Source organism: Nonomuraea sp. NPDC050328 (assembly GCF_044459405.1).
Classification (GTDB): domain Bacteria; phylum Actinomycetota; class Actinomycetes; order Streptosporangiales; family Streptosporangiaceae; genus Nonomuraea.
This window is the reverse complement of the sequence record NZ_JBITIW010000004.1, coordinates 646,823-670,307: the sequence shown is the minus strand read 5'-3', so window position 1 is coordinate 670,307 and position 23,485 is coordinate 646,823. Positions and strand designations below refer to the sequence as shown.

Sequence of the window (23,485 nt, the reverse complement as noted above, 5' to 3'; positions counted from 1 at the left end):
CCGCCCGGTGGCGCTTTTTCGTTTCGTTCGTTGTGTCTTTATTCTTTCAGACCGTCCGTTCCGAGTCAAATTGACCGGCCCGGCGAAATCTGCGGGAATTCAGACCGCCCCGTCTCCGGGGCAACCCCTCTAACTTACCAGCCTTCTGACCAGTCCGCGAACCGATCATCAGAACCTGCGAGCTACAAGGGAGGGCGCCGAACTGCGTCGGCTTGAAAAGATTAGCAGCGCTCAAGACCACTTGTGACGCACTCCTGAGACGCCGCCCCGGAATCCCCGTGGCGCGGGCTCCTAGACTCGCCATGTGAGCAGCAACACGCCGCCAGTGGCCAAGAGGGTTCCGACCGACCGCACCCATCACGGCGACACCGTGATCGACGAGTACGCGTGGCTCGGTGACAAGGAAGACCCCGACACCATCGCCTACCTGGAAGCCGAGAACGCCTACCTGAAGGCCGAGACCGGCCAGCTCGAGGAGCTGCAGGAGCAGGTCTTCCAGGAGATCAAGAGCCGCACCCTCGAGACCGACCTGTCCGTGCCCAGCCGCAAGGGCGCGTGGTGGTACTTCTCCCGCACCGAGGAGGGCAAGCAGTACGGCATCTCCTGCCGGGTGCGCGCGGAGGGCGAGGCCCCGCCGGCGGTCGAGCCCGGCACGCGGCTCCCCGGCGAGCAGGTGCTGCTCGACGGCAACGAGCTGGCCGGCGAGAGCGCCTTCTTCTCCGTCGGCACCAGCGCCGTCACGCCCGACGGCACGATGCTCGCCTACTCAACCGACTTCAAGGGCGACGAGCGCTTCACCCTCCGGTTCAAGAACCTGGAGACCGGCGAGGTGCTGCCGGACGAGATCGAGAACGTCTTCTACGGCGGCGCGTGGTCGGCCGACGGGTCGGTCTTCTTCTACACGCGCGTGGACGACGCGTGGCGGCCGTTCCAGGTCTACCGGCACACCCTGGGCAGCAGCGAGCCCGACGTGCTGGTCTTCGAGGAGCCGGACGAGCGGTTCTGGGTCGGCATCGGCCTGACCCGCAGCGAGCGCTACCTGGTGCTCGGCGTCGGCAGCAAGATCACCAGTGAGGTCCGGCTGCTGGACGCGGCCGACCCCACCGGCGAGTTCAAGGTCGTCCGGCCGCGCGAGACCGGCGTGGAGTACGGCGTCGAGCACGCCGGCGACCACTTCTTCGTCCTGCACAACCAGAACGCGGAGAACTTCGAGGTGGCCACCGCGCCCCTCGACGACCCGGGCTCATGGACGCCGTTCATCCCGCACCGCGACGACACGCGGCTCATGGAGATCGAGGCCTTCGAGACCCACTCCGTGGTGCACTTCCGCAAGGACGGCCTGACCGGCATCCGCATCCTGCCCAACGGTGGCGAGCCGTACCAGATCGAGTTCCCCGAGCCGCTGTACGACGTCGGGCCGGCGGGCAACCCGGAGTTCTCGACCGGGCGGTTGCGGCTGAGCTACACCAGCATGGTCACCCCGCCGAGCGTCTACGACTTCGACCTGGCCACGCGCGAGCTGATCCTGCTCAAGCAGCGGCCGGTGCTGGGCGGCTACGACTCGGCCGACTACGAGCAGTTCCGCGAGTGGGCGACCGCCGAGGACGGCACCCGCATCCCGATCTCGCTGGTCAAGCGGAAGAGCACCGCCAAGGGCGCGCCGACGGTGCTGTACGGCTACGGCAGCTACGAGACCTCGATCGACCCCGGCTTCTCGGTGGCGAGGCTGAGCCTGCTGGACCGCGGGTTCGTCTTCGCGGTCGCGCACGTGCGCGGCGGCGGCGAGATGGGCCGGCGCTGGTACGAGGAGGGGAAGATGCTGCACAAGCGCAACACCTTCACCGACTTCGTGGCCGCGGCGAAGCACCTGCACGCGAGCGGCTGGTCGAGCCGGATCGTGGCGCGCGGCGGTTCGGCGGGCGGGCTGCTGATGGGCGCGGTGGCCAACCTGGCTCCGGAGGAGTTCGCCGGCGTGGTGGCCGAGGTGCCGTTCGTGGACGCGCTCAACACCATCCTCGACCCGAGCCTGCCGCTGACCGTGATCGAGTGGGACGAGTGGGGCGACCCGCTGCACGACCCGGACGTCTACGCCTACATGAAGTCGTACTCCCCCTACGAGAACATCGAGGCCAAGCCGTACCCGCCGATCCTGGCGATCACCAGCCTGAACGACACCCGCGTGCTCTACCACGAGCCGGCCAAGTGGATCGCGCGGCTGCGGGCCACGGCGCAGGGCACGTTCCTGCTGAAGACCGAGATGGGCGCCGGGCACGGCGGCCGCAGCGGCCGGTACGACTCCTGGCGCGAAGAGGCCTTCGCGCTGTCGTGGATCATCGAAAGGGGCACCAAGTGAAGCCACCGCCCGGCGGGCCGACCCGCTACGAGGCCGCCGACGACCGCTACGGACGCCTGCCGTACAACCGGAGCGGGCGCAGCGGGCTGAAGCTGCCCGCGGTGAGCCTGGGTCTCTGGCACAACTTCGGCGACGACCGGCCGATCGCCACCAGCCGCGGCATCCTGCGCAAGGCGTTCGACCTCGGGGTGACCCACTTCGACCTGGCCAACAACTACGGCGTGCCGTACGGCTCGGCGGAGCAGACCTTCGGCCGGATCTTCCGCGAGGACTTCGCGCCCTACCGCGACGAGATCGTCGTCTCGACGAAGGCGGGCTACGACATGTGGCCGGGGCCGTACGGCGAGTGGGGGTCGCGCAAGTACGTGCTGGCCAGCCTCGACCAGTCGCTCGGGCGGCTCGGCCTCGACTACGTGGACATCTTCTACAGCCACCGTCCCGACCCGGAGACGCCGCTGGAGGAGACGATGGGCGCGCTGGACCACGCGGTCCGGAGCGGCAAGGCGCTGTACGCGGCGATCTCCAACTACGACCCGGAGCAGACCGCGCAGGCGGCGCGGATCATGCGCGAGCTGGGCACGCCGCTGCTGATCCACCAGCCGTCGTACTCGATGGTGAACCGGTGGATCGAGGACGGCCTGCTCGACACCCTGGAGCAGGAGGGCATGGGCTGCATCGTCTACTCGCCGCTGGCCCAGGGCCTGCTGACCGACCGCTACCTGAAGGGGGTGCCGGCCGACTCGCGGGCGGCGACCAGCAGGTTCCTGTCGGAGAACCAGGTGGACGTGGAGCTGGCGACCGCGCTCAACGCGATCGCGCAGCAGCGGGGTCAGTCGCTGGCGCAGATGGCGCTGAGCTGGGCGTTGCGCGACGCGCGGGTGACCAGCGTGCTGATCGGCGCGAGCAGCACCGAGCAGCTCGCGGCGAACGTGGCCTGCGTGGACGGGCCGCCGTTCACCGACGACGAGCTGGCGGAGATCGACAAGCTCACAGGGCCGCGTTCCGCTGCAGGTAGGTGAAGGCCGCCCAGCCGGGCAGCACCGGGAGCCAGAAGGTGAGCAACCGGTAGAGCAGCACGGCTGAGGTGGCGACGTCCACTTCCAGGCCGGCCACTCGCAGGCCGGCGATGAGTGCGCCCTCGACCGCGCCCAGACCGCCAGGTGTGGGCGCGGCCGAGCCGATCGCGTTGGCGGCCAGGAAGACGACGGCCACGGCGGCGAAGTTCATGTCGCCGCCGAAGGCACGCACGCAGGCATCGAGGCAGCTCACGAAGGCGATGGTGAGCAGGAGCGTGCCGCCGAAGCCTTCGAGCATCTTGCGCGGCGACTGCAGCACGTCGAGCAGGCGCGGCAGCACGTTGGTGAACAGCGAGCGGGTGCGGGTGGTCACCAGGCGGCGCAGCGGCGGCACGCCGAGCACGATGACGATGAGCACGGCGACCGAGAGCAGCACGAGCAGCAGCCCGCGCGACGGGGTGAACGAGGTGGCCGTGCTGGTGCCGGTCACGTAGGCGAAGAAGAGCAGCAGCGCGATGTGGAAGACCAGGCCGATGAGCTGGGAGGCGCCCACGCTGGCCAGGGCCAGGGTCGGCGGCACGCCGCTCTTCTGCAGGTAGCGGGTGTTGATCGCGACCGCGCCGACCGCCGCCGGGGCGACCAGCTTGACGAACGACGAGGCGAACTGCACCAGGAGGGTCCGCCAGAAGCCCAGCCGCGCCGGGACGAAGCCCATGATGACCAGGGCGGCGGCGACGAACGAGACGAAGGCGGCGCCCAGGGCGAGCGCGCCCCAGCCCCAGTTGGCCGTGGTCACCACGTGGCCGACGTCGACCTGGCTGAGCTGCGGCAGCACGATGTAGGCGGCCAGGGCGGTGGCGATGATGGTGATCAGGGTGCGGGGCCGGAACCGCTCCAGCCGCACCTCCTCCACCGCCGCCTGCGGCTTCAGCACCACGATCTGGTCGCGCAGCTCGGTCAGGAGCTGCTTGTTCTTGGCCAGCGCGCTGCGGGTGTCGCGGGTCAGGGCGATCTTCTGCAGCAGCGGGATGGCGGCGGCCAGGGAAGCCTCGCCCATGATCTCGCGGGCGGCCTTGACCGAGCGCTCGGCGCCGACCCGCAGGCCGAGGTAGGTCAGCAACTGCGCCACGTCGATGCGGAGCAGCAGGTCGCCGGCGGCGATCTCGCCGCTGCGCGCGTCGGTCAGGATGACCTCGCCGTCGGCGTCCACCTGGATGCTGTCGCCGGTCAGCCGCCGGTGCGCCAGCCGCTGGCGCTGCAGCAGCCGGACCTGGCGCCAGATGCGCAGCAGCAGCTCGTCGGTGATCTCCTCGTCGTCGAGGAGGTCGAGCGGGCGGGCGTCGAGGTGCTCGTAGGCCAGCAGCGCGGCTTCGGTGCCGATCTCGCTGGTGGCCAGCAGCCGGGGGGTCGAGGCGCCCGCGGCCTGCGCGGCGTAGGCCATCAGCGCCTCGCGCTCCAGTTCCGCGCGCAGCGAGCGGATGGCCCGCCGCCGGGTCTCCGAGCTCAGCCAGATCCGCCGCCACAGCCGGTACGGCAGGCCGGCCACCTGCTGGTCGCGGTCGAGCACGGTGACGTCGAGGCTGCCGCCGCCCTTGAGCCCGACGGCGTAGCGGCGGCTGCCCTGGTGGTCGTCCTCGATGCGGCGGGCGGCGACGGGCTTGAAGGCCAGCCGGCGCAGCGCGGTGACCACAGCGTTGCCGGGCGGCCGGGTGTTGGGGCTGCCGACGCCGTACAGGGTGGCGTAGCCCATGGCCATGCCGAACAGGACGGTGACCAGGGCGCTCGGGATGGTGATGGCCCGGCCGCTGAACAGGGAGAGCAGGAAGAGCGCGATCACGGTCCACATGAGCGCGCGCCAGGTCGGCCGCCGGGAGATGCGCACGGCGGTGGCGTAGGCGATGACCGAGGTCAGCAGGGTGTTGAGCGGTTCGAGGTCGCGGCCGCCGGTGAGCAGGCGGCCGAGGTCCTGCGGGCCGGCCGGGGAGCGCACCCACTCGCCGACCAGGTAGGAGGCGAGCATCGCGATGATCGCGGCGATCAGGCCCTCGGCGACGCGCAGGCCGTCGCGGTGGAAGACCCGCTCGACGGCGAAGGCCGCGGGCACGCCGAGGACGGCGGCGCCGCCGAGGAAGGTGGCGATGCGGGTGAGGAACTCGGGCGCGAAGCCCGCTCCGGTCAGGACGTCCTGTTCGAGGCCGTAGAGCGTCTGCTTGGCGACCAGCGAGAGCAGGATGACCGCGGCGAGGGCGAGCAGCGTGGCGAGGAAGCGCAGGGCGTCCGAGGGCCGGCGCAGGCGTTGCGGAAACAGCGGCTCGACCACGAAGACGGCCGGTTCGTCGCGCGACTGGGCCACGGCGGGATCCTCCTCCGCGAGATCCTCCGTGTCAGCACGTTCCCTGATGTTGGCCACCGACGCGATTCTGCCCTTTCCGCTGGCGATAGTGCGATCTTTCGCCTCCAGTGTCCCGAACCGTCACTCCAGACATGGCACCGGGTAAGGAGTCGGCCAGGTCGGTCGTGCCCTCCACAGCATTCCCGGAACCTTTGGCGAAACTCTTCCCATGATCACTCGTGCCCTGCTCGCTCTCGCTCTTGCCACGCCCGGAACCGTCGAGGTCTCGGTGGACGAGGTCATGAGCCACCTCCAGGCCTTCCAGGCGATCGCCGACGCGCACGGCGGCAACCGGGCCGCCGGGGAGTCCGGTTACGACGCCTCGGCCGACTACGTCGCCGCCCGGCTGCGAGCCGCGGGGTACGAGGTGGAGCTGCAGCCGTTCGTCTTTCCGTTCTACCGCGAACTGAGCGCCGCGAAGCTGTCGGGGAAGAAGGCTTTCCCGAAGGTCTCCACGTTGGTCTTCTCCGGCTCCGGCCGGGCGAGCGGGCGGCCGCGCCGGGCGGGCGACGGGTGCCTGCCGCGGTCGTTCGCCGAGTTCCGCGCCGGTCAGGTGGCCGTGGTGCAGCGGGGAGCCTGCCCGTTCCAGGTCAAGGCGGTGAACGCGCGCCGGGCGGGCGCCTCGGCGCTGGTGATCGTGAACCAGGGCGGGCCGTTCGGCGGGAGCCTGGAGACGCCGCAGTCCATCCCCGTGGTCGGGGTGAGCGCGGCGGTCGGCAAGCAGGTGGCCGCGCAGCGCCGGGTGCGGGTGGTCACCCGGACGGCCAGCGAGCAGCGGGTCACCTACAACGTGATCGCGCAGACCAAGGCCGGCAACGCGAACAAGGTCGTCATGGTCGGCGCGCACCTGGACTCGGTGCCGGACGGGCCGGGGATCAACGACAACGCCTCGGGCAGCGCGGCGATCCTGGAGCTGGCCGAGCAGGTGGCCAAGGCCAAGCCGGACCGGGCGATCCGCTTCGCGTGGTGGGGCGCGGAGGAGGAGGGGCTGCTGGGCTCGATCCACTACGTGATGCAGCTCGACGACGCCGCGCGCAAGAAGATCAAGGCGTATCTCAACCTGGACATGATCGGCTCGCCGAACCCGACCTTCGGCATCTACGACGGCGACGACTCCGACAAGGAGGGCGCGGGTCCGGGGCCCAAGGGGTCGGCGCGGATCGAGCGGGCCTTCGAGCGCTGGTTCACCGCGAAGGGCCTGCCGTACCAGGGGACGGACTTCTCCGGGCGTTCCGACTACGGGCCGTTCATCCAGGTCGGCATCCCGGCGGGCGGGCTGTTCACCGGGGCGGACAGCGACAAGACGGCCGCGGAGGCCAAGGTCTTCGGCGGCGAGGCGGGCAAGCCACTGGACAAGTGCTACCACCTGCCCTGCGACTCGCTGGCCAACGTCAACCGGACGGCCCTGCGGACCAGCGCGGAAGCGGTCGCGGCGGTGCTGGCGAAGCTCGCCTGGCGGTCCTGACACCACACTTTCGTGATGGGAAAGCAACGTGTGCGGGCCTTCCAGAAAAGTTCCGGAATCAATAGTTTCTCGGAACAAGCGCGCGCTTCAACCCGGGTCCCCCTTTAACCCTCACCCGAGGAGCTTTATGCGTATCCGACTTCGCGTCGGCACCGCGCTGGCCGCGGCGGTTCTCGTCGCCGCCCCGGTGGTGACGACCGGTTCCGCGCAGGCCGCAGCCAAGCCCGATCCCGTCAGCAAGCTGGTGCAGTTGGTCAAGGGCAAGCACGCCAAGGCGCATCTGTACGCGCTGCAGGCCATCGCCAGTGCGACCGGCGGCACCCGCGTCGACGGCTCGCGGGGCTTCGAGCTGTCGCGCGACTACGTCGCCAAGCTGCTCAAGGCCGCCGGTTACGAGGTGTCGATCCAGAAGTTCGAGTTCGAGGACACCGACTTCAAGGTGACCCCGTCCTTCGAGCGGGTCTCCCCTGACCCCAAGAGCTTCGCCCGCGGCCTCGACTTCTACGAGGCGCTCGGCACCGGCACCGGTGCGGGCAACGGCAAGCTCCAGAACGTGGACCTGGTCATCCCGCCCGGCCCGAACCCGAACTCCAACACCTCCGGGTGCGAGGCCGCCGACTTCGCCGGCTTCACCGCGGGCAACTGGGCGCTGGTCCAGCGCGGCACCTGCCCCTTCACCCAGAAGGTGGCCAACGCCGTGGCCGCCGGCGCGACCGGCGTGGTCATCATGAACGAGGGCCAGCCGGGCCGCGAGGGCGTCATCCGCCCCGACCTGTCGACCGCTCCGGCGAGCGTGCCGGTCATCGGCGTGGAGTACCTGCTGGGCGAGGAGTTCGCCAAGACCCCGGGCACGACCGTCAAGGCGGCGATCGATCTGGAGCAGGTCACCACGAAGTACGACTCGTACAACGTGCTGGCCGAGACCCGGCGCGGCGACAAGAACAACGTCGTCATGGTCGGCGGCCACCTGGACTCCGTGCACGAGGGCCCGGGCATCAACGACAACGGCTCCGGCGTCGCGGCGATCCTCGACGTGGCGCTCAAGCTGGCGCACATGAAGCCGGACAACGCGGTGCGCTTCGCGTTCTGGGGCGGCGAGGAGTTCGGCCTGCTGGGCGCCGAGCACTACGTCGCGCAGCTGACCGAGGCGGAGAAGGCCAAGATCGGCCTGTACCTGAACTTCGACATGGTCGCCTCGCCGAACTACAAGTACGCGATCTACGACGGTGACGGCGACGCCTTCGGCACCGCCGGGCCGGAGGGTTCGGCGGAGATCGAGAAGGCCTTCGAGGACTTCTACGCCGGCCGCAACCTCGGTTCGGTGCCGACCGCGTTCGACGGGCGCTCCGACTACGGGCCGTTCATCGCCACGGGCATCCCGGCCGGCGGCCTGTTCACCGGGGCCGAGGGCCGCAAGACCGCCGCGGAGTACGCCCTGTTCGGCGGCGTCCTCAACGGCCGGTACGACCCGTGCTACCACCAGAAGTGCGACACCATCAAGAACATCAACGACACCGCGCTCGACGTGAACGCGGACGCCATCGCGACCGTCACCGGGCTGTACGCCTTCGGTGACGCGCTCAAGTCGGTGCACAAGGCCGGCGCAGCCCACCCGGGCGCCAAGACGGCCAAGGCGAGCGTCGCCGACCACGACGCTCCCGCGGTCGCCGGCTAGGCGAGGCTGAGGGGCGGGTACGGCAGGCTTGCCGTACCCGCCCCTTTAGTCTGGAAGCATGCTGAACGTGCTCGGCGCCTGCCCCCTCGACTGCCCCGACACCTGCTCGTGGGTGGTGACCGTGGAGGACGGCAAGGCGGTCAAGATGCGCGGCAACCCCGAGCACCCCTACACGCGGGGCGCGCTGTGCGTGAAGGTCAACCGCTACCTGGAGCACACGCAGGCGAGCGACCGCATCCTGCACCCGATGCGCCGCGTCGGCCCGAAGGGGTCGGGACAGTTCGAGCGCATCTCGTGGGACGAGGCGCTGGAGGAGATCTCGGTACGGCTGCGCGGCATCGTCGAGGAGTTCGGCGGTGAGGCGATCTGGCCGTACCAGGGCACCGGTTCGCTGGGCTACCTGCAGGGCTGCGAGGGCGTGGGCGGCCGGCGCTTCTGGAACGCGCTGGGCGCCTCCAAGCACTGGCTCAACATCTGCTCGGCGGCCGGCAACTCCGGTCTGACCCTGGCCAACGGCACCCCGGGCGGCATGGACCCCGAGGACTTCGCGCACGCCAAGCTGATCCTGCTGTGGGGCACCAACACGCTGACCTCCGGGCACCACCTGTGGAAGTTCATCCAGGACGCCAAGGCGGCCGGGGCGCACGTGGTGGCGATCGATCCCATCCGCACCCGCACCGCCGACCAGGCAGACGAGCACCTGGCCATCCGGCCGGGCACCGACGCGGCGCTGGCACTGGGCCTGCTCAACGTGGTCGTGGCCGAGGGCGCGGTGGACGAGGCGTTCGTGGCCGAGCACACCTCCGGCTGGGACGACTTCGCCGCCGAGATCGCGCGATATCCGGTGGAGCGCGTCGCCGAGCTCACCGGCATCCCCGCCGAGGCCATCCACAGGCTGGGGACGCGGCTGGCGCACACGCGTCCGACCGCGATCCGGGCGACCATGGGCATCCAGCGGCACGCCGGCGGCGGCACCGCGCTGCGCACCATCGCGGCCATCCCCGGCGTGACCGGCGACTGGCGGCACCAGGGCGGCGGCGTGGCCTACTCCACCAGCGGCCACGTGCACCTCAACATCGACACCCGCGACGACCTGCTGGCCCAGCCGGTCCGGACGCTCACCATGACGCGGCTGGCCTCCGACCTGGAGAAGGTCAAGTGCCTGTGGGTCTACGGCGCCAATCCGGTCGGCTCCACCTCCGACAGCGAGCGCATCCGGCGGGGGCTGCTGCGCGACGACCTGTTCACCGTGGTCATGGAGCACTTCCCGACCGACACCGTCGACTACGCCGACATCGTGCTGCCGGCGACGATGCAGATCGAGCACATGGACCTGCACGCCGGGTACGGCCATCTCTACCTGCTGTGGAACGAGCCGGCCGTGGCGCCGCCCGGGGAGTGCCTGTCCACGACCGAGACCTTCCGGCGGCTGGCCGCGCACATGGGACTGGACGAGCCCGCCCTGCACGCCAGTGACCTGGAGCTCGCGGCCGAGCTGCTGGACAGCGGCCACCCCTCGCTGGAGGGCATCACCCTCGACCGGCTGCGCAAGGAGGGCTGGGTGCGGATGAGCTACCCGCAGCCGTTCACGCCGTTCGCGGAGGGCTTCCCGACGCGGGACGGGCGGCTGCGCTTCCCACCCCGGGGCAAGGCGTACGTGCCGCCGCGGTCGGTGGCGGCTTCGCCGTACGGGCTGACGTTGATCACCCCGGCGGCGCACACCTTCCTGAACACCACCTTCGCCAACAACCCCGAGCTCGTACGGCGAGCCAAGGAGCCGGTCGTGCTGGTGAACGCCGCCGACGCGGCGGCACGGGGGCTGAGCGACGGCCAGCGGGTGCGCGTGCACAACGACCACGGCGCCTTCCCGGCCCTGGTCGAGATCAGCGATCGGGTCGCGCCCGGCGTCGTGGCCTCGCCGAAGGGCCGCTGGCCCAAGCTGAGCGGCGGCGCCAACCCGAACTCGGTGGTGCAGGAGGGCGACGCCGACCTCGGCCGGGGGGCTCTGTACCACGACAACCGGGTGGAGATCAGTCCAGCGGGAGCTTGAAGCCCTCGTGCGACTGGGCGTAGCCGAGCGCGCGGTAGAAGCGGTGGGCGTCCTCGCGGGCCTTGTCGGAGGTGAGCTGCACCAGCGCGCAGCCGCGGTCGCGGCCCTTGGCGTGGCACCACTCCATCAGCCGCCGCCCCAGGCCGTGGCCGCGCAGGTCCTGGGCGATGCGCACCGCCTCGACCAGCAGGCGGGTGGCGCCGTTGCGGGAGACGCCGGGGATGTAGGTGAGCTGGGCGGTGCCGACCACGCGGCCGTCGATCTCGGCGACGACCAGCTCGTTGTTGGGGTCGGCCTCGATCGCCTCGAAGGCGTGCAGATGGGCTTCGCCGTAGCTGCCGGTGCGGTCGGCGGCGATGGCGTCGTCGGCGATGAGGGCGACGATGGCCGGCAGGTCGGCGAGGGTGGCGGTGCGGAACAGGAAGGACAGGAAGTACTCCGACTCGGGCAGCACGTCGCGCATCAACGCGGTCTGCCCGGTGGGGAGGAAGCCCTTGCCCCGGTAAAGGGCGCGGGCGGCGGTGTTGTCGTCGACCGCCCACAGGTTGAGCCGGGTGGCGCCGCGTTCGCGGGTCCAGTCGATCACCACGTCGACGAGGAGGGAGGCGAGCTTGCGGCCTCGGGCCTCGGGGGCGATCCACATGGAGAACAGGTGGCCGTCGCCGTTGTCCTCGATCCGGCCGCCGACCAGGCCCACGTCGGTGCCGTCCTGCGTGGCCACGAACCACGCCCGGTCCTGATTCTTCACGCTTTCGAGCCAGCGCTCGGGCGAGTACTCGCTCTCCACCTCGTAGGTGTAGTAGAAGGCGTCGGGCGAATCCTTCAGCGCGCGCAGCCGGATCTCCTTCAGTCGCATCGCCTCGTGCGCGCCAAGTTGTTCCACAGTGATGTTCCGCATGGTCAGCATCATGTCAGGGACGGTTCAGGGTCCATCCCCGATGTGGACACAGGGCATTCGGGGGCACTCTGGGCCCATGACCGAAATCTCGCGGAGCGAAGAACTCTCGTTGTCGGGCGCCGCCTTGCGAGGCGCTCCCTGGAAGGCCGCGGCCGTCGCCGGCGGCGGCATCGCGGGCGTCAGCCTGTTCATGGGCTGGGTCCTGCCCGGCTCCCCCAGCCTCACCTGGGCCCTCGGCCTGGGCATCAGCCTGTTCGCCCTGGTCGCGGCGATCGGCGCGGTGGCGAACCCCCAGGTCGGCGACCGGACCACGCGCCAGGCGCGGTTGTGGTCGTTGCAGCATCCGTGGAAGTTCGCGTTGCTGCCCGCCGGAATCACCGCGGTGCTGGAATACCCGGTCCAGTTGCTCTTCGATGGTGAGGGGATCTTCGACGCGGCCTGGGACTCGCTCTGGCGCGGCGCCCTGGTCTATCTGATCGCCGGCATCATCACCACGGCGATGAAGGGACGAGCACGATCTTCCCAGTGACCTGGCGTCCGACCAGGTCCGCCATCGCCTCGCCCGCCTCGGCCAGCGGCCGGACCCGGGGTGCCACCGGGTCGATGCCGTCCAGCCGGAGCAGGCCCTCCAGCAGGTCCCGGTTGGCGGCGGCGTTCGAGACCGCCCACGCACCCCAGTCCACGCCGACCACCGACCGGTTGCGCAGCAACACCTGGTTGGCCGGGAGCAGCGGGATCGTCCCCGAGGCGAACCCGACCACCAGCAGCCGCCCGCCCTCGCGCATCCCCCGCAACGCCTGCTCCGCCGGCTCGCCGCCGACGGGGTCGACCGTGACGTCGACGCCCCAGCTCCGGGCCGCGTCCTTCAGTCCCTCGTAGCCGATGACCTCGTCGGCGCCCGCCTCTCGGGCCAGCTCGCGCTTGCCCGGCGTGGAGGCCGCGGCCAGGACGGCCGCGCCGTACGCCTTGGCCACCTGGACGCACGCGAGCCCCACCCCGCCGCCGGCGCCCAGCACGAGGACCCGCTCGCCCGGCCGCAGCCGGGCCCGCTCGCTCAGCGCGTAGGCCGCGGTGCAGTAGCTCTGCACGAAGCCGGCCGCCCGCGTGGTCTCCAGCCGGTCGGGGATGGGTACGGCCTGCGTCCGATGCACCAGGACGCGCTCGGCGAAGCCGCCGAACATGCAGAAGGCCAGCACCCGCGTGCCGTCCGCCAGCCGCCCGGCCACCTCGCTGCCCGGGACGAAGGGCAGGGGCGGCCTGATCTGGTAGCGGCCCGCGACGATCAGCCCGTCGACGAAGTTGACCCCCGCGGCCTCGACCTCGATGACCACCTGGTCCGGCCCCGGTTCGGGATCGGGGAGATCCTGGAGCTCGACCCGGCCCAGCTCGCTGCAGACGACCGCCCTCATGGGATCAGCTTCGCCTACCGAACATTATTCCGGCAAGGTCCCCTCGCGCTCCGCCTGGCTGCGGCAGACGCAGAACTCGTTGCCCTCCGGGTCGCGCATGGTGACCCAGCCGGTGCCGTCGTCCTTGCGGCGGTCGTCGTACACGGTGGCGCCGAGGGCCAGCAGCCGCTCGACCTCCTGGTCGCGGGTGCGGCCCTCGGTGCCGTTGACGTCCAGGTGCACGCGGTTCTTGACCGCCTTCGCCTCGGGGACGCGGATGAACAGCAGGAAGGGGTCGGCCGGGGTGCGCAGCATGACCTCGTCGTCGCCGGGGACGTCGCCCTCGCCGAGTGGGTAGCCGGTGGCCTTGCTCCACCAACTGGCCAGCTCGTAGGGGTCGTCGGCGTCGATCGTGACAGCGTGGATCTCAATCATGGAGTCACTCAAGCGCCTGCCCGGGGACCCGGTCAAACGGGTTAGTGACCCGCGCCGGCCAGGTTGAGGCCGACGACGCCGACCAGGATGAGCGCGATCGAGCCCACCTTGAGCAGGGAGAAGTCGTCGCCGAGGACGATCATCCCGAGGATGGCGGTGCCGACGGCGCCGATGCCGGTCCAGACGGCGTAAGCCGTACCGACCTCCAGTGACTTGAGCGCGGTGGCCAGCAGCCCGAAGCTGAGGACGGCGAAGAGGAGGAAGGAGGCGGCCCACCACAGGTGCGAGAAGCCTTCGCTCATCTTGAGCGAGTAGGCCATCGCGACCTCGAAGAGACCGGCGGTGACGAGAAAGAGCCAAGCCATGACGAACTCCCGGTGCGCGTCGTCTTGGCAGGCCGGGTACGGCGCGTCTCGTCCGGGAGCGGGGCAGGATCGACCCACTCATCGAGTCACAACGCTCCGGGGGCCGCGGTGATTCCTCAGCGCACGTCCCACCAGACGGTCACCCAGCGGTCGCGCGGCACCGGCCACATGCCGAGCTCCATCGCCGTCCCGGCGACCTCGCCGGCCCGCTCGGGCGACAGGCACAGCCGGTGGCAGGCGCTGGCGGCGAGCTCCTCGATGTCGCTGAAGCGGGAGATGGGGGCCTCGCGCTCCTCCACCCGGACCGGGTACCCCAGGGCGGCGGCCAGGGCGACGACGTCTTCGGCGATGGGACGGACCGGCCGCTCGGAGCCGTGGTAGTGCGACCAGAGGCGGCTGAGCCAGCTCAACGGGTGGCGGTGGGTGAGCTCGATCACCACCCTCCGGCGGGCGTGCGCGTGCAGGGCGCGCAGGAAGTCGGCCAGGCCGGGGACGTTGTAGACCACGTGCGCGGCGACGGCCACGTCGGCCTGGGGCACCTCGCCGGCGACATCGGGCCAGCGGCCTTCGACGGTCTCGGCGGAGATGCCCAGCTTGTCGGCCCGGGCCACGAACTCGGTGAGCATCTCGGGCGAGACGTCCACGGCGGTGATGGCGGTGATCAGCCCGCGCAGCGGCAGCGAGGCGGCGCCCGCCCCCGAACCGACGTCCAGGACCGTCCCCGGCAGGACCTCGCCCAGGCGGTGGATGGTGGGGCCGGGCGCGGCCATCGCCTGATCGGTGCGCACGACGAATCGGGTGGGGTCGTGACCCCAGGGATCGACCGGGGCGGCGGCCCGGATCTCCGCGGGGATGGCCCATGACTCAAGGTGCGCGCGCCAGCGGGCGTCGAGTACTTCGGCATCCATGTGTCGAGCATGACACGCATATCCGTGGTTACCCGCGGGTAGCATTATGAGTAAGGTTACTCGCCAGTACTGAATCCCCTCCGGTTCCAAGGAGCACCAGCCATGGGCCACTACAAGAGCAACGTGCGCGACCTGGAGTTCAACCTCTTCGAGGTGTTCGGCCGCGGTGACATCCTGGGCACCGGCCCGTACACCGACGTCGACGAGGACACCGCGCGCACCATCCTGGACGAGGTGGCGCGCCTGGCCACGGACGTCCTCGCCGCCTCGTTCGAGGAGGGCGACCGCACCCCGCCCGTCTTCGACCCCGCCACGAGCACGGTGACGGTCTCCGAGGGGGTCAAGAAGTCCTTCAAGGCGCTGATGGACGGCGGCTGGGGCCACCTCGACCTCCCGACCGAGCTCGGCGGCCCCGGCATCCCGCGCTCGCTGGCGTGGGCCGCCGCCGAGATGATCCTCGGCTCCAACCCGGCGCTGTACATGTACGCCTCGGGCCCCAACTTCGGCTACACCCTGTGGACGCTCGGCACCGCCGAGCAGAAGCGCTTCGCCGAGATGGCCATCGAGCGCAACTGGGGCGCCACCATGGTGCTGACCGAGCCCGACGCGGGCTCCGACGTCGGCGCCGGCCGCGCCAAGGCGGTCCAGCAGCCCGACGGCACCTGGCACATCACCGGCGTCAAGCGCTTCATCACCAGCGCCGAGCACGACATGGCCGAGAACATCTTCCACCTCGTGCTGGCCCGCCCCGAGGGCCACGGCGTCGGCACCAAGGGCCTGTCGATGTTCCTCGTGCCGAAGTACCACGTCGACCTCGACAGCGGCGAGCTGGGCGAGCGCAACGGCGTCTACGTGACCAACGTCGAGAAGAAGATGGGACTCAAGGTCTCCACGACCTGCGAGCTCACCTTCGGCGACAAGCACCCGGCGATCGGCTGGCTGGTCGGCGACGTGCACGAGGGCATCAAGCAGATGTTCATGGTCATCGAGCACGCCCGCATGATGGTCGGCACCAAGGCCATCGCGACGCTGTCCACCGGCTACCTGAACGCGCTGGAGTACGCCAAGTCCCGCGTGCAGGGCGCCGACCTGACCCAGATGATGGACAAGAGCGCCCCGCGCGTCGCCATCACCAACCACCCCGACGTCCGCCGCGAGCTCATGCTCCAGAAGGCGTACGCCGAGGGCATGCGCGCCCTGGTGCTCTACACCGCGACCTTCCAGGACGCCATCCAGCTCAACCCGGGCGACAAGGACGCGGAGGCCATGAACGACCTCCTCCTGCCGCTGGTCAAGGGCGTCGGCTCCGAGCGCTCCTACGAGCTGCTCTCCCGCTCGCTGCAGACCCTCGGCGGCTCGGGCTACCTGCAGGACTACCCGATCGAGCAGTACATCCGCGACGCCAAGATCGACTCCCTCTACGAGGGCACCACCGCGATCCAGGGTCTCGACCTGTTCTTCCGCAAGATCCTGCGCAACCAGGGCAAGGCCATCGGCGCGCTCCTGGCCGAGATCAACGCCTTCGCCGCCTCCGAGGCGGGCAACGGCCGGCTCAAGGAGGAGCGCAAGCTCCTGGCCGAGGCCGCCGCCGAGATCAAGGCCATGGGCGACACCATGGCCGGCTGGGCGCTCGGCTCCCTGGAGGCGCCGAACGAGGTCTACAAGGTGGGGCTCAACACCACCCGCCTGCTGCTCGGCCTCGGTGACCTGGTCATCGGCTGGCTCCTGCTGCGCCAGGCCGAGGTGGCGCTCAACCGCCTCGGCGGCACCGAGGACGCCTTCTACCAGGGCAAGATCGCGGCCGCGTCGTTCTTCGCCCAGACGGTTCTCCCCCGCCTGGCCGCCGAGCGCCGCGTGCTGGAGGCGACCGACCTGTCCCTGATGGAGCTTCCGGAGGAAGCCTTCTAAGGGCGTGTGAACCACCTGCTCCCGCGGCAGGCCGCAAGGACGGCGTCACCCTTCCGGGTGGCGCCGTCCTTCGTTGGGTGTGATCACCCGCTGCCGGGTATGACGGTTGGCGTACGCGGTCCTTACCCTCCGGAGGTCGCCATGGGCGTCGGAGTCAGCATCTTCTTCCTCACCCTCGGCGCGATCCTCTACTTCGCCATCGAACCCGACGTCTTCGGCAGCTCCGTGCACATGGACCGCATCGGGCTGATCTTCATGATCGTCGGTGGCATCGGCATCGTGCTGAGCGTCGTGCTGGCCCCCAAGCGCGGGCGCACCTCCGACGACCAGCTCCTGCGCCGCGAGAACAACCCGCCGGACCGCTGAGCTCAGAGCTCGTGCTGGAGGGCGGCCCGGGCGGCCAGGATCGGCTTGATGTGCTTGGCGATCACATCCTGGTGCTCGGGGTGGTCGCGGTAGACCAGGTAGTCCTCGACCGAGGCGAAGTCCGCGACGATGGCCAGGTCGTGGTTGCCGTCGTTCACCCCCGCGTCCAGGCCGATGGTGTAGGCGCCCAGCTCGGGGATGATCCCCGGCAGCCGGCCCAGCTCGGTCGCGACGGTGGCCTTCTGCTCGGCCGTCGCCTCGTCGGTCCACTTCAGCAGGACGATGTGTCGGAACTTCATGCGCACCAGGGTGACACAGGCCCTCGTGCGGTACGGCAGGCCGGGCAGGGGGTGAGCCTGCCCGGCGGCCGTCGATCAGCTCCAGGCGAGCATGCGGAGCGGGTCCTCCAGCATCGCGCCCACGTCGCGCAGGAACAGCGAGCCGAGCTCGCCGTCGACGATGCGGTGGTCGAACGAGAGCGCCAGCGTGGTCACCTTCCGCACCGCCAGCTCCCCGTCGACCACCCACGGCATGTCCCGCACCTGGCCGAACGCCAGGATCGCGGACTCGCCGGGGTTGAGGATCGGGGTGCCGGTGTCGACGCCGAAGACGCCGACGTTGGTGATGGTGAACGTGCCGCCGGACATCTCGGCCGGCTGGGTCCTGCCCGCCCGGGCGGTCTCGGCCAGGGCGGTGAGCGCCTTGGCCAGCTCGGGGAGGGACAGGGCCTGCGCGTCCTTGATGTTCGGGACGATCAGGCCCCGGGGCGTGGCGGCGGCGATGCCGAGGTTCACGTAGTGCTTGACCACGATCTCCTCGTCCGTCCACGACGAATTGATCATCGGGTAGCGGCGGGCGGCGACCAGGACCGCCTTGGCCACCAGGAGCAGCGGGGAGACCTTCACCTCGGCGAAGTCGGCGAGGGTCTTGAGTCGCTGGACGGCCGCCATGGTGGCGGTCACGTCGACCTGGAGGAACTCGGTCACGTGCGGGGCGGTGAACGCGCTGGCCACCATGGCCTGTGCGGTCATCTTCCGTACGCCCTTGACCGGGATGCGCTCCTCCCGCACGCCCGGCTGGACGGAGGCGGCCTGCTGGCCGACGGTCTGGCCGGGGGTCTGGCCGGCGGTGGCGGCGGCCTGGATGTCGTCGCGGGTGATCGAGCCCTGGGGGCCGGTGCCCTTGAGGGTGGTCAGGTCGACGCCCAGGTCCTTGGCCAGCTTCCGCACCGGCGGCTTCGCGAGCACCGCCAGCCGCGCCGGCGATACGGACGCGACTGGGGTGACAACCAGTGCTTCAGCGGGGGCCGTCTCGGGGGCGGAGGGGGTCTTTCTGGCGCGGCGCTTGGAGGCGCCGGTCTTGACGCCGTAGCCGACCAGGACCGCCTGGCGCTCCTCCTTGGGAGCGGGGCTGCCGTGCGCGCCCGGCTCGACCGCGCCCTCCGCGGGCGGACGCGGGACCATGTCGTCGGCCAGCGCCTCCAGCCGGGAGGGCGTTTCGGAGACGGCCGGCTCCGCCGTACCACCGCCGGGCTCGTCGGTCTCCACGGCGATGATGGGCACGCCCACGTCGAGCGTCTGCCCCTCCTCGCCCAGCAGGTCGGCGATGACGCCGGCCCACGGGATGGGCAGCTCGACGATGGACTTGGCGGTCTCGATCTCGACGACGATCTGGTTGACCTTGACCGTGTCGCCCGGCTTGACGTGCCAGCGGACGATCTCGGCCTCGGTCAGGCCCTCACCGACGTCGGGAAGCTTGAATTCACGTCGCATGCGAGGCCTCTCAGTACGCGAAGGTCCGGTCGACGGCGTCGAGGACCCGGTCGAGGTCGGGCAGGTAGTGCTCTTCCAGCTTGGACGGCGGGTAGGGGGTGGAGAAGCCGCCGACCCGGAGCACGGGCGCTTCGAGGTGGTAGAAGCACTGCTCGGTGATGCGGGCGGCGAGCTCGGCGCCGAAGCCGCTGTTGACGGGCGCCTCGTGGACGACGACGACGCGGCCGGTCTTGCGCACGGAGGCGAACAGCCGGCCGGTGTCCAGCGGGTTGAGCGAGCGCAGGTCGATGACCTCCAGCGAGCGCCCGTCCTCGGCGGCGGCCGTGGCCGCCTCCAGGCAGGTCTTGACCATGGGGCCGTAGGCGACGAGCGTGGCGTCGCCGCCCTCGCGCACCACGCGGGCCTCGTCGAACGGGGTCCACCAGTCGGTGGCCGAGGTGTCGACCTCGGCCTTCTCCCAGTAGCGCCGCTTGGGCTCGAAGAAGATGACCGGGTCGTCGCTCCGGATGGCCTGCTGGATCATCGTGTACGCGTCGGCGGGGTTGGAGCAGGCGACGACGCGCAGCCCGGCGGTGTGGATGAAGTACGCCTCGGGCGACTCGCTGTGGTGCTCGACGGCGCCGATGCCGCCGCCGCACGGAATGCGGACGACGATGGGGAGCTTGATGGCCCCCAGGGCGCGCATGGGCATCTTGGCGAGCTGGGTGATGATCTGGTCGGCCGCCGGGAAGACGAAGCCGTCGAACTGGATCTCGCAGACCGGGCGGAAGCCGCGCAGCGCGAGGCCGATCGCGGTGCCGATGATGCCGGACTCGGCCAGCGGGGTGTCGATGACGCGGTCCTCGCCGAAGTCCTTCTGCAGGCCGTCGGTGACGCGGAAGACACCGCCGAGCTTGCCGACGTCCTCGCCCATGATGAGGACCTTGGGGTCGTCCTCCATGGCCTTGCGCATGCCCTCGTTGAGCGCCTTGGAGAGGGAGAGAATGCTCATGCCTCGAAACCCTCCAGATAGGCGGCGTAGGCGGTTCGTTCCTCGTCGATGAGCGGGTGCCCGGAGGCGTAGACGTGCTCGAACATCGCCATCGGCGTCGGGTCGGGCATCTCCACGCAGCGCCGGCGCAGGTCGGCGCCGAGCTGCTCGGCCTCGGCCTCGACGGCGTCGAAGAACTCCTGGTCGGCCAGCTCGTTCTTGAACAGGTAGGCCTTGACCCGCTCGATCGGGTCCTTCAGCTTCCAGGCCTCCAGCTCGCTGGCGACGCGGTAGCGCGTGGGGTCGTCGGTCGTGGTGTGGGCGCCCATGCGGTAGGTGAAGGCCTCGATGAGCGTGGGGCCCTGCCCGCTGCGCGCGTCGGCCAGCGCCTTGCGGGTGACCGCCAGGCAGGCGAAGACGTCGTTGCCGTCGACGCGGACGCCGGGGAACCCGAAACCGGCCGCACGCCGGTAGAGCGGGATGCGGCTCTGCTTCTCGATCGGCTCGGAGATCGCCCACTGGTTGTTCTGGCAGAAGAAGACGACCGGGGCGTTGAAGACGCTGGCCCAGACGAAGGACTCGTTCACGTCGCCCTGGGAGGAGGCGCCGTCGCCGAAGTAGACGATGGTCGCGCCCTCGCCGCCGTCGCGCTGCATGCCCATGGCGTAGCCGACCGCGTGCAGGGTCTGGCTGCCGATGACGATGGTGTAGAGGTGGAAGTTGTGCTCGGCAGGGTCCCAGCCGCCGTGGTTGACGCCACGGAACAGGCCGAGGAGCTTGACGGGGTCGACATCCCGGCACCACGCCACACCGTGTTCGCGGTAGGTCGGGAAGGCCATGTCGACGTCGGTCAGCGCGCGCCCGGAGCCGATCTGCGCGGCCTCCTGGCCGAGCAGCGAGGCCCAGATGCCCAGCTCGCCGTGGCGTTGCAGCGCGACGGCTTCGAGGTCGATGCGGCGGACGAGGACGAGGTCGCGGTAGAGCGCCCTGACCTCCTCCGGTGTAAGGTCGATGTCGTAGTCGGGGTGCTCGACTCGCTCGCCCTCGGGGGTGAGGAGCTGGACGAGTTCCGGAGGTGCGGCCTCCACTGTCATGTGCCACTCCTGTGCGGTCGGAGCCGGTTTGTCTGGGTTCGCCAACTTAGTCCCGGCTTCATGGGCGCAGTCTCACTGGTAGGTGTTCGTACGCTTATGGGGACATCGTGGCAGAGCACACAGCGAGGTGCGCAAGCCCCATATCCTCCCGTTCCCTGCATACCCTCTCCCTACCCAGCGAAGAAATGGATCACCGTCTAAGAGCGCACCGAGCGCTGATCATCGCCCTGGTGCCCGCCGTGGCCCTGCGGGCCGCCGCCGTGTTCGGCTATTCGCCCGCCCTGTACTTCTGGGCCGACTCCTTCGCCTTCCTGCGCGAGGATCTCGCCCCGGGCACCACCCGGCCGTCCGGCTACTCCTTCCTGCTCGCGCTCCTGCGCCCGGCGCACAGCCTCACCCTCGTGACCGTGGTGCAGCACCTGCTCGTGCTCGCCCTCGCGACCGGCCTCTACGCCCTGCTGCGCAAGCGCGGGCTGCCGGGCTGGGGGGCGACGCTGCTGGTCACGCCGCTGCTCTTCGACGAGTTCATGCTGCTCCTGGAACACATGATCATGGCCGACGCGCTCTTCACCGTGCTGGTGACCGCGGCGATCGCGCTTCTGGTGTGGCGGGTCACGCCGGTGACCTGCGCGGTGGCCGGGCTGCTGCTCGGCTGCTCCGGCGTCACCCGGACGATCGGGCTGCCCCTGCTCGGGCTGGCGGCCGGCTACCTGATGTTCCGGCGGTACGGCTGGCGCCCCCTGCTCGCCCTCGCGCTGGCGGGAATCCTGCCGCTCGGGGCCTACGCGACCTGGGCCAAGGCCGAGAACGGCAGCTTCGCGCTCACCCGGGCCGACGGGACCTTCCTGTGGTCGCGCACGATGAGCTTCGCCGACTGCCGGGTGATCAACCCGGAGCCGCGGCTGGCCGTGTTGTGCCCCGGCATGCCCGTCGAGCAGCGGCCGTACGCGCCGCACTGGCTGTGGGAGGAGTTCTCGCCACTGACCAAGGTGCGGGGCGTGGACCGACGCAACGGGCTGGCCGGGGAGTTCGCGCGCCGGGCGATCCTCTCCCAGCCGGGCGGCTACCTCGCCTCGGTCGCGGTGGACCTGCGCAAGCTGCTGGCCTGGGAGCGCACCGGCAGCACGGAGAAGAGCCCGTACAAGCTCCCGGCGACCGGCAAGGACCTGCCCGCGTCCGTGCGCGGCACCGCGGAGTCCTACGAGGCCGGGCCGGCCGCCACCCGGGTCGCCGAGCCGTACGCGGGGGTGTTGCGCGCCTACCAGCGCGTGGGCTACCTGCCCTTCCCGCTGCTCGTCCTCGGCCTGGTGGCGACGCTCGTGGCGGCGCTCGTCCGGCGCTGCGAGGAGGCGCTGCTGCCGGGCCTGGCGGCGCTGGCGCTGCTGGTCGCGCCGCCCTTCCTGGCCGCCTACGACGTGCGTTACGTCATCCCGGCCATCCCGCTCGCCTGCCTGGCCGCAGGGCTCGTTCTGGCTGGCACTAGGCTTGGCCACGGTAATCCGCGACCTCAGGAGGCACATCGTGGCGCGCGTCATCGTCGACGTCATGCTCAAGCCGGAAATTCTTGACCCGCAGGGCCAGGCGATCGCCCGAGCGCTGCCCCGGCTCGGATTCGACGGCGTTTCCGCGGTACGGCAGGGCAAAAGGTTCGAGATCGAGCTCGACGGCCCCGCCGACGAGGCCGCACTTGCGGACGTCCGGAAGATGGCCGAGACCCTGCTGGCCAACACCGTCATCGAGGACTACGCCGTCCACGTCGAGGACTAGCCGCCCCGGGGGGAGAACGGCACATTTGCCGGTCCGATTTCCCCCTGGCGGAGTAATGTCGCATTTCGCCGTGTCACAATCCCACGGGCTTGCCAACACTAAATAACAACAACGTGATTTTGCGGTTAGCCCTGATTTCACGGGGAAACCTACTCCAGGTGACATTCTGGCGCCGGGAGGAGACCGGTGGACATTGAGTTCTCGCTGGCACTGCCTCGGGATGCGATCGGCATCCCGATGGTCAGGCGAGTGCTCGGCGATGCCCTCCGCTCGCTCAATGTGAGCGAGACGTGTATCGCCGAACTGCTTCTCGCGGTCTCCGAGGCCTGCTCCAACGCGGTCCGCCACGGGGGTCCCGCAAACCGCTACGAAGTCAGCGCCGCGATCGGCTACGGCCGGTGCGAGATCAGCGTCGCCGACTACGGCAGCGGACTGCCCGCCGTACCCGCTCATTTTCCGCCCGCCGAGGTCGAGAACGGCCGCGGGCTGCTGATCATGCGCTCCGTCGTCGACGAGATGAGCTTCGGCATCACTCCCGGCCGCGGCACGACCGTCCGGCTTTGCAAAGAGCTGACCTGGGACGACGAGGCACCCGCCCGGGCCAGGCAACTCGCCGCCGTCTGAGAGCTCCCCGGTCGAGGCCGCCGCCAAGGCAGCGACGGG

21 protein-coding genes and 1 riboswitch are annotated in these 23,485 nt (G+C 70.4%); of the genes, 11 read left to right on the top strand and 10 right to left on the bottom strand.

What is annotated here, in order from left to right; all coding sequences use genetic code 11:
- Window positions 1–304 precede the first annotated feature (304 nt).
- Window positions 305–2,353 carry a S9 family peptidase gene (locus ACIBG7_RS19615; RefSeq protein ID WP_357933666.1) on the top strand — a complete coding sequence of 683 codons (2,049 nt, stop codon included), beginning with the start codon at window positions 305–307 and terminating at the stop codon, window positions 2,351–2,353.
- Complete coding sequence (gene mgrA, locus ACIBG7_RS19610; RefSeq protein WP_357933669.1) at window positions 2,350–3,372, top strand: L-glyceraldehyde 3-phosphate reductase; 1,023 nt, start codon at window positions 2,350–2,352, stop codon at window positions 3,370–3,372. Before ACIBG7_RS19615 ends, mgrA begins: the two co-directional genes overlap by 4 nt.
- Here the strand turns inward: mgrA and ACIBG7_RS19605 are convergent.
- Window positions 3,341–5,779, bottom strand: coding sequence for a flippase-like domain-containing protein (locus ACIBG7_RS19605; protein ID WP_397337122.1), 2,439 nt, complete (start codon window positions 5,777–5,779; stop codon window positions 3,341–3,343). The genes mgrA and ACIBG7_RS19605 overlap by 32 nt on opposite strands.
- A gap of 151 nt (window positions 5,780–5,930) precedes the next feature.
- Here ACIBG7_RS19605 and ACIBG7_RS19600 point away from each other — a divergent pair, with 151 nt between their 5' ends.
- The 3 genes from ACIBG7_RS19600 (at window position 5,931) to ACIBG7_RS19590 (ending at window position 10,951) form a co-directional block, all read left to right on the top strand.
- Window positions 5,931–7,226: a M28 family metallopeptidase gene (locus ACIBG7_RS19600; protein ID WP_397337121.1), complete on the top strand. Its 1,296-nt coding sequence runs from the start codon at window positions 5,931–5,933 to the stop codon at window positions 7,224–7,226.
- Window positions 7,227–7,353: 127 nt separating this feature from the next.
- Window positions 7,354–8,901 (top strand): M28 family metallopeptidase, encoded by a 1,548-nt coding sequence (locus ACIBG7_RS19595; RefSeq protein WP_357933677.1) that lies wholly within the window; start codon window positions 7,354–7,356, stop codon window positions 8,899–8,901.
- 58 nt (window positions 8,902–8,959) lie between these two features.
- Window positions 8,960–10,951 (top strand): molybdopterin-dependent oxidoreductase, encoded by a 1,992-nt coding sequence (locus ACIBG7_RS19590; RefSeq protein ID WP_397337120.1) that lies wholly within the window; start codon window positions 8,960–8,962, stop codon window positions 10,949–10,951.
- Here the strand turns inward: ACIBG7_RS19590 and ACIBG7_RS19585 are convergent.
- Complete coding sequence (locus ACIBG7_RS19585) at window positions 10,932–11,849, bottom strand: GNAT family N-acetyltransferase (RefSeq protein WP_397337119.1); 918 nt, start codon at window positions 11,847–11,849, stop codon at window positions 10,932–10,934. The two genes, ACIBG7_RS19590 and ACIBG7_RS19585, sit on opposite strands and share 20 nt — an antisense overlap.
- A 76-nt stretch (window positions 11,850–11,925) precedes the next feature.
- Between ACIBG7_RS19585 and ACIBG7_RS19580 the strand changes: the two genes are divergently transcribed.
- Window positions 11,926–12,378 carry a hypothetical protein gene (locus ACIBG7_RS19580; protein WP_397337118.1) on the top strand — a complete coding sequence of 151 codons (453 nt, stop codon included), beginning with the start codon at window positions 11,926–11,928 and terminating at the stop codon, window positions 12,376–12,378.
- Here ACIBG7_RS19580 and ACIBG7_RS19575 read toward each other — a convergent pair.
- The 4 genes from ACIBG7_RS19575 to ACIBG7_RS19560 all read right to left on the bottom strand — a co-directional run bounded on the left by ACIBG7_RS19575 (window position 12,338) and on the right by ACIBG7_RS19560 (window position 14,945).
- Window positions 12,338–13,258, bottom strand: a complete 921-nt coding sequence (locus ACIBG7_RS19575) for an NADPH:quinone oxidoreductase family protein (RefSeq protein ID WP_357933688.1) — start codon at window positions 13,256–13,258, stop codon at window positions 12,338–12,340. The two genes, ACIBG7_RS19580 and ACIBG7_RS19575, sit on opposite strands and share 41 nt — an antisense overlap.
- A gap of 24 nt (window positions 13,259–13,282) precedes the next feature.
- Window positions 13,283–13,672 carry a VOC family protein gene (locus ACIBG7_RS19570; RefSeq protein WP_357933691.1) on the bottom strand — a complete coding sequence of 130 codons (390 nt, stop codon included), beginning with the start codon at window positions 13,670–13,672 and terminating at the stop codon, window positions 13,283–13,285.
- A gap of 41 nt (window positions 13,673–13,713) precedes the next feature.
- Window positions 13,714–14,037 carry a multidrug efflux SMR transporter gene (locus ACIBG7_RS19565; protein ID WP_357933694.1) on the bottom strand — a complete coding sequence of 108 codons (324 nt, stop codon included), beginning with the start codon at window positions 14,035–14,037 and terminating at the stop codon, window positions 13,714–13,716.
- Window positions 14,038–14,050: 13 nt separating this feature from the next.
- Window positions 14,051–14,118, bottom strand: a riboswitch (guanidine-III (ykkC-III) riboswitch).
- 35 nt (window positions 14,119–14,153) lie between these two features.
- Window positions 14,154–14,945, bottom strand: a complete 792-nt coding sequence (locus ACIBG7_RS19560) for a class I SAM-dependent methyltransferase (RefSeq protein WP_357933697.1) — start codon at window positions 14,943–14,945, stop codon at window positions 14,154–14,156.
- A gap of 102 nt (window positions 14,946–15,047) precedes the next feature.
- Between ACIBG7_RS19560 and ACIBG7_RS19555 the strand changes: the two genes are divergently transcribed.
- Both ACIBG7_RS19555 and ACIBG7_RS19550 read left to right on the top strand, forming a co-directional pair.
- Window positions 15,048–16,853 carry an acyl-CoA dehydrogenase gene (locus tag ACIBG7_RS19555; RefSeq protein WP_397337116.1) on the top strand — a complete coding sequence of 602 codons (1,806 nt, stop codon included), beginning with the start codon at window positions 15,048–15,050 and terminating at the stop codon, window positions 16,851–16,853.
- Window positions 16,854–16,994: 141 nt separating this feature from the next.
- On the top strand, window positions 16,995–17,219 hold the full coding sequence (locus ACIBG7_RS19550) for a hypothetical protein (RefSeq protein ID WP_357933702.1): 225 nt from the start codon (window positions 16,995–16,997) through the stop codon (window positions 17,217–17,219).
- Between the two features lie 2 nt (window positions 17,220–17,221).
- Here the strand turns inward: ACIBG7_RS19550 and ACIBG7_RS19545 are convergent, their stop codons facing one another.
- The 4 genes from ACIBG7_RS19545 to pdhA form a co-directional block, all read right to left on the bottom strand.
- On the bottom strand, window positions 17,222–17,518 hold the full coding sequence (locus ACIBG7_RS19545; RefSeq protein ID WP_357933704.1) for a Dabb family protein: 297 nt from the start codon (window positions 17,516–17,518) through the stop codon (window positions 17,222–17,224).
- 75 nt (window positions 17,519–17,593) lie between these two features.
- Window positions 17,594–18,991: a dihydrolipoamide acetyltransferase family protein gene (locus ACIBG7_RS19540; RefSeq protein WP_397337115.1), complete on the bottom strand. Its 1,398-nt coding sequence runs from the start codon at window positions 18,989–18,991 to the stop codon at window positions 17,594–17,596.
- Window positions 18,992–19,001: 10 nt separating this feature from the next.
- Complete coding sequence (locus tag ACIBG7_RS19535) at window positions 19,002–19,982, bottom strand: alpha-ketoacid dehydrogenase subunit beta (RefSeq protein WP_357933710.1); 981 nt, start codon at window positions 19,980–19,982, stop codon at window positions 19,002–19,004.
- Complete coding sequence (pdhA, locus tag ACIBG7_RS19530; protein ID WP_357933713.1) at window positions 19,979–21,055, bottom strand: pyruvate dehydrogenase (acetyl-transferring) E1 component subunit alpha; 1,077 nt, start codon at window positions 21,053–21,055, stop codon at window positions 19,979–19,981. The genes ACIBG7_RS19535 and pdhA overlap by 4 nt, the downstream gene beginning before the upstream one ends.
- Window positions 21,056–21,240: 185 nt before the next feature.
- Here pdhA and ACIBG7_RS19525 point away from each other — a divergent pair, with 185 nt between their 5' ends.
- The 3 genes from ACIBG7_RS19525 to ACIBG7_RS19515 all read left to right on the top strand — a co-directional run bounded on the left by ACIBG7_RS19525 (window position 21,241) and on the right by ACIBG7_RS19515 (window position 23,446).
- On the top strand, window positions 21,241–22,623 hold the full coding sequence (locus tag ACIBG7_RS19525) for a hypothetical protein (RefSeq protein ID WP_397337114.1): 1,383 nt from the start codon (window positions 21,241–21,243) through the stop codon (window positions 22,621–22,623).
- The gene (purS, locus tag ACIBG7_RS19520) at window positions 22,577–22,822 is read left to right on the top strand and encodes a phosphoribosylformylglycinamidine synthase subunit PurS (protein WP_357933719.1); all 246 of its coding nucleotides are present in this window, start codon (window positions 22,577–22,579) and stop codon (window positions 22,820–22,822) included. Before ACIBG7_RS19525 ends, purS begins: the two co-directional genes overlap by 47 nt.
- A 186-nt stretch (window positions 22,823–23,008) precedes the next feature.
- The gene (locus ACIBG7_RS19515) at window positions 23,009–23,446 is read left to right on the top strand and encodes an ATP-binding protein (RefSeq protein ID WP_357933721.1); all 438 of its coding nucleotides are present in this window, start codon (window positions 23,009–23,011) and stop codon (window positions 23,444–23,446) included.
- Window positions 23,447–23,485 lie beyond the last annotated feature (39 nt).

What these genes read in the sequence shown, in the direction of transcription:
- ACIBG7_RS19585 (WP_397337119.1), bottom strand. Translation starts at nt 11,849, where the DNA reads ATGCGGAACATCACTGTGGAACAACTTGGCGCGCACGAGGCGATGCGA.
- ACIBG7_RS19600 (WP_397337121.1), top strand. Translation starts at nt 5,931, where the DNA reads ATGATCACTCGTGCCCTGCTCGCTCTCGCTCTTGCCACGCCCGGAACC.
- ACIBG7_RS19595 (WP_357933677.1), top strand. Translation starts at nt 7,354, where the DNA reads ATGCGTATCCGACTTCGCGTCGGCACCGCGCTGGCCGCGGCGGTTCTC.
- ACIBG7_RS19580 (WP_397337118.1), top strand. Translation starts at nt 11,926, where the DNA reads ATGACCGAAATCTCGCGGAGCGAAGAACTCTCGTTGTCGGGCGCCGCC.
- ACIBG7_RS19555 (WP_397337116.1), top strand. Translation starts at nt 15,048, where the DNA reads ATGGGCCACTACAAGAGCAACGTGCGCGACCTGGAGTTCAACCTCTTC.
- pdhA (WP_357933713.1), bottom strand. Translation starts at nt 21,055, where the DNA reads ATGACAGTGGAGGCCGCACCTCCGGAACTCGTCCAGCTCCTCACCCCC.
- ACIBG7_RS19535 (WP_357933710.1), bottom strand. Translation starts at nt 19,982, where the DNA reads ATGAGCATTCTCTCCCTCTCCAAGGCGCTCAACGAGGGCATGCGCAAG.
- ACIBG7_RS19560 (WP_357933697.1), bottom strand. Translation starts at nt 14,945, where the DNA reads ATGGATGCCGAAGTACTCGACGCCCGCTGGCGCGCGCACCTTGAGTCA.
- ACIBG7_RS19570 (WP_357933691.1), bottom strand. Translation starts at nt 13,672, where the DNA reads ATGATTGAGATCCACGCTGTCACGATCGACGCCGACGACCCCTACGAG.
- ACIBG7_RS19590 (WP_397337120.1), top strand. Translation starts at nt 8,960, where the DNA reads ATGCTGAACGTGCTCGGCGCCTGCCCCCTCGACTGCCCCGACACCTGC.
- ACIBG7_RS19540 (WP_397337115.1), bottom strand. Translation starts at nt 18,991, where the DNA reads ATGCGACGTGAATTCAAGCTTCCCGACGTCGGTGAGGGCCTGACCGAG.
- ACIBG7_RS19575 (WP_357933688.1), bottom strand. Translation starts at nt 13,258, where the DNA reads ATGAGGGCGGTCGTCTGCAGCGAGCTGGGCCGGGTCGAGCTCCAGGAT.
- ACIBG7_RS19565 (WP_357933694.1), bottom strand. Translation starts at nt 14,037, where the DNA reads ATGGCTTGGCTCTTTCTCGTCACCGCCGGTCTCTTCGAGGTCGCGATG.
- ACIBG7_RS19545 (WP_357933704.1), bottom strand. Translation starts at nt 17,518, where the DNA reads ATGAAGTTCCGACACATCGTCCTGCTGAAGTGGACCGACGAGGCGACG.
- ACIBG7_RS19525 (WP_397337114.1), top strand. Translation starts at nt 21,241, where the DNA reads ATGGATCACCGTCTAAGAGCGCACCGAGCGCTGATCATCGCCCTGGTG.
- ACIBG7_RS19550 (WP_357933702.1), top strand. Translation starts at nt 16,995, where the DNA reads ATGGGCGTCGGAGTCAGCATCTTCTTCCTCACCCTCGGCGCGATCCTC.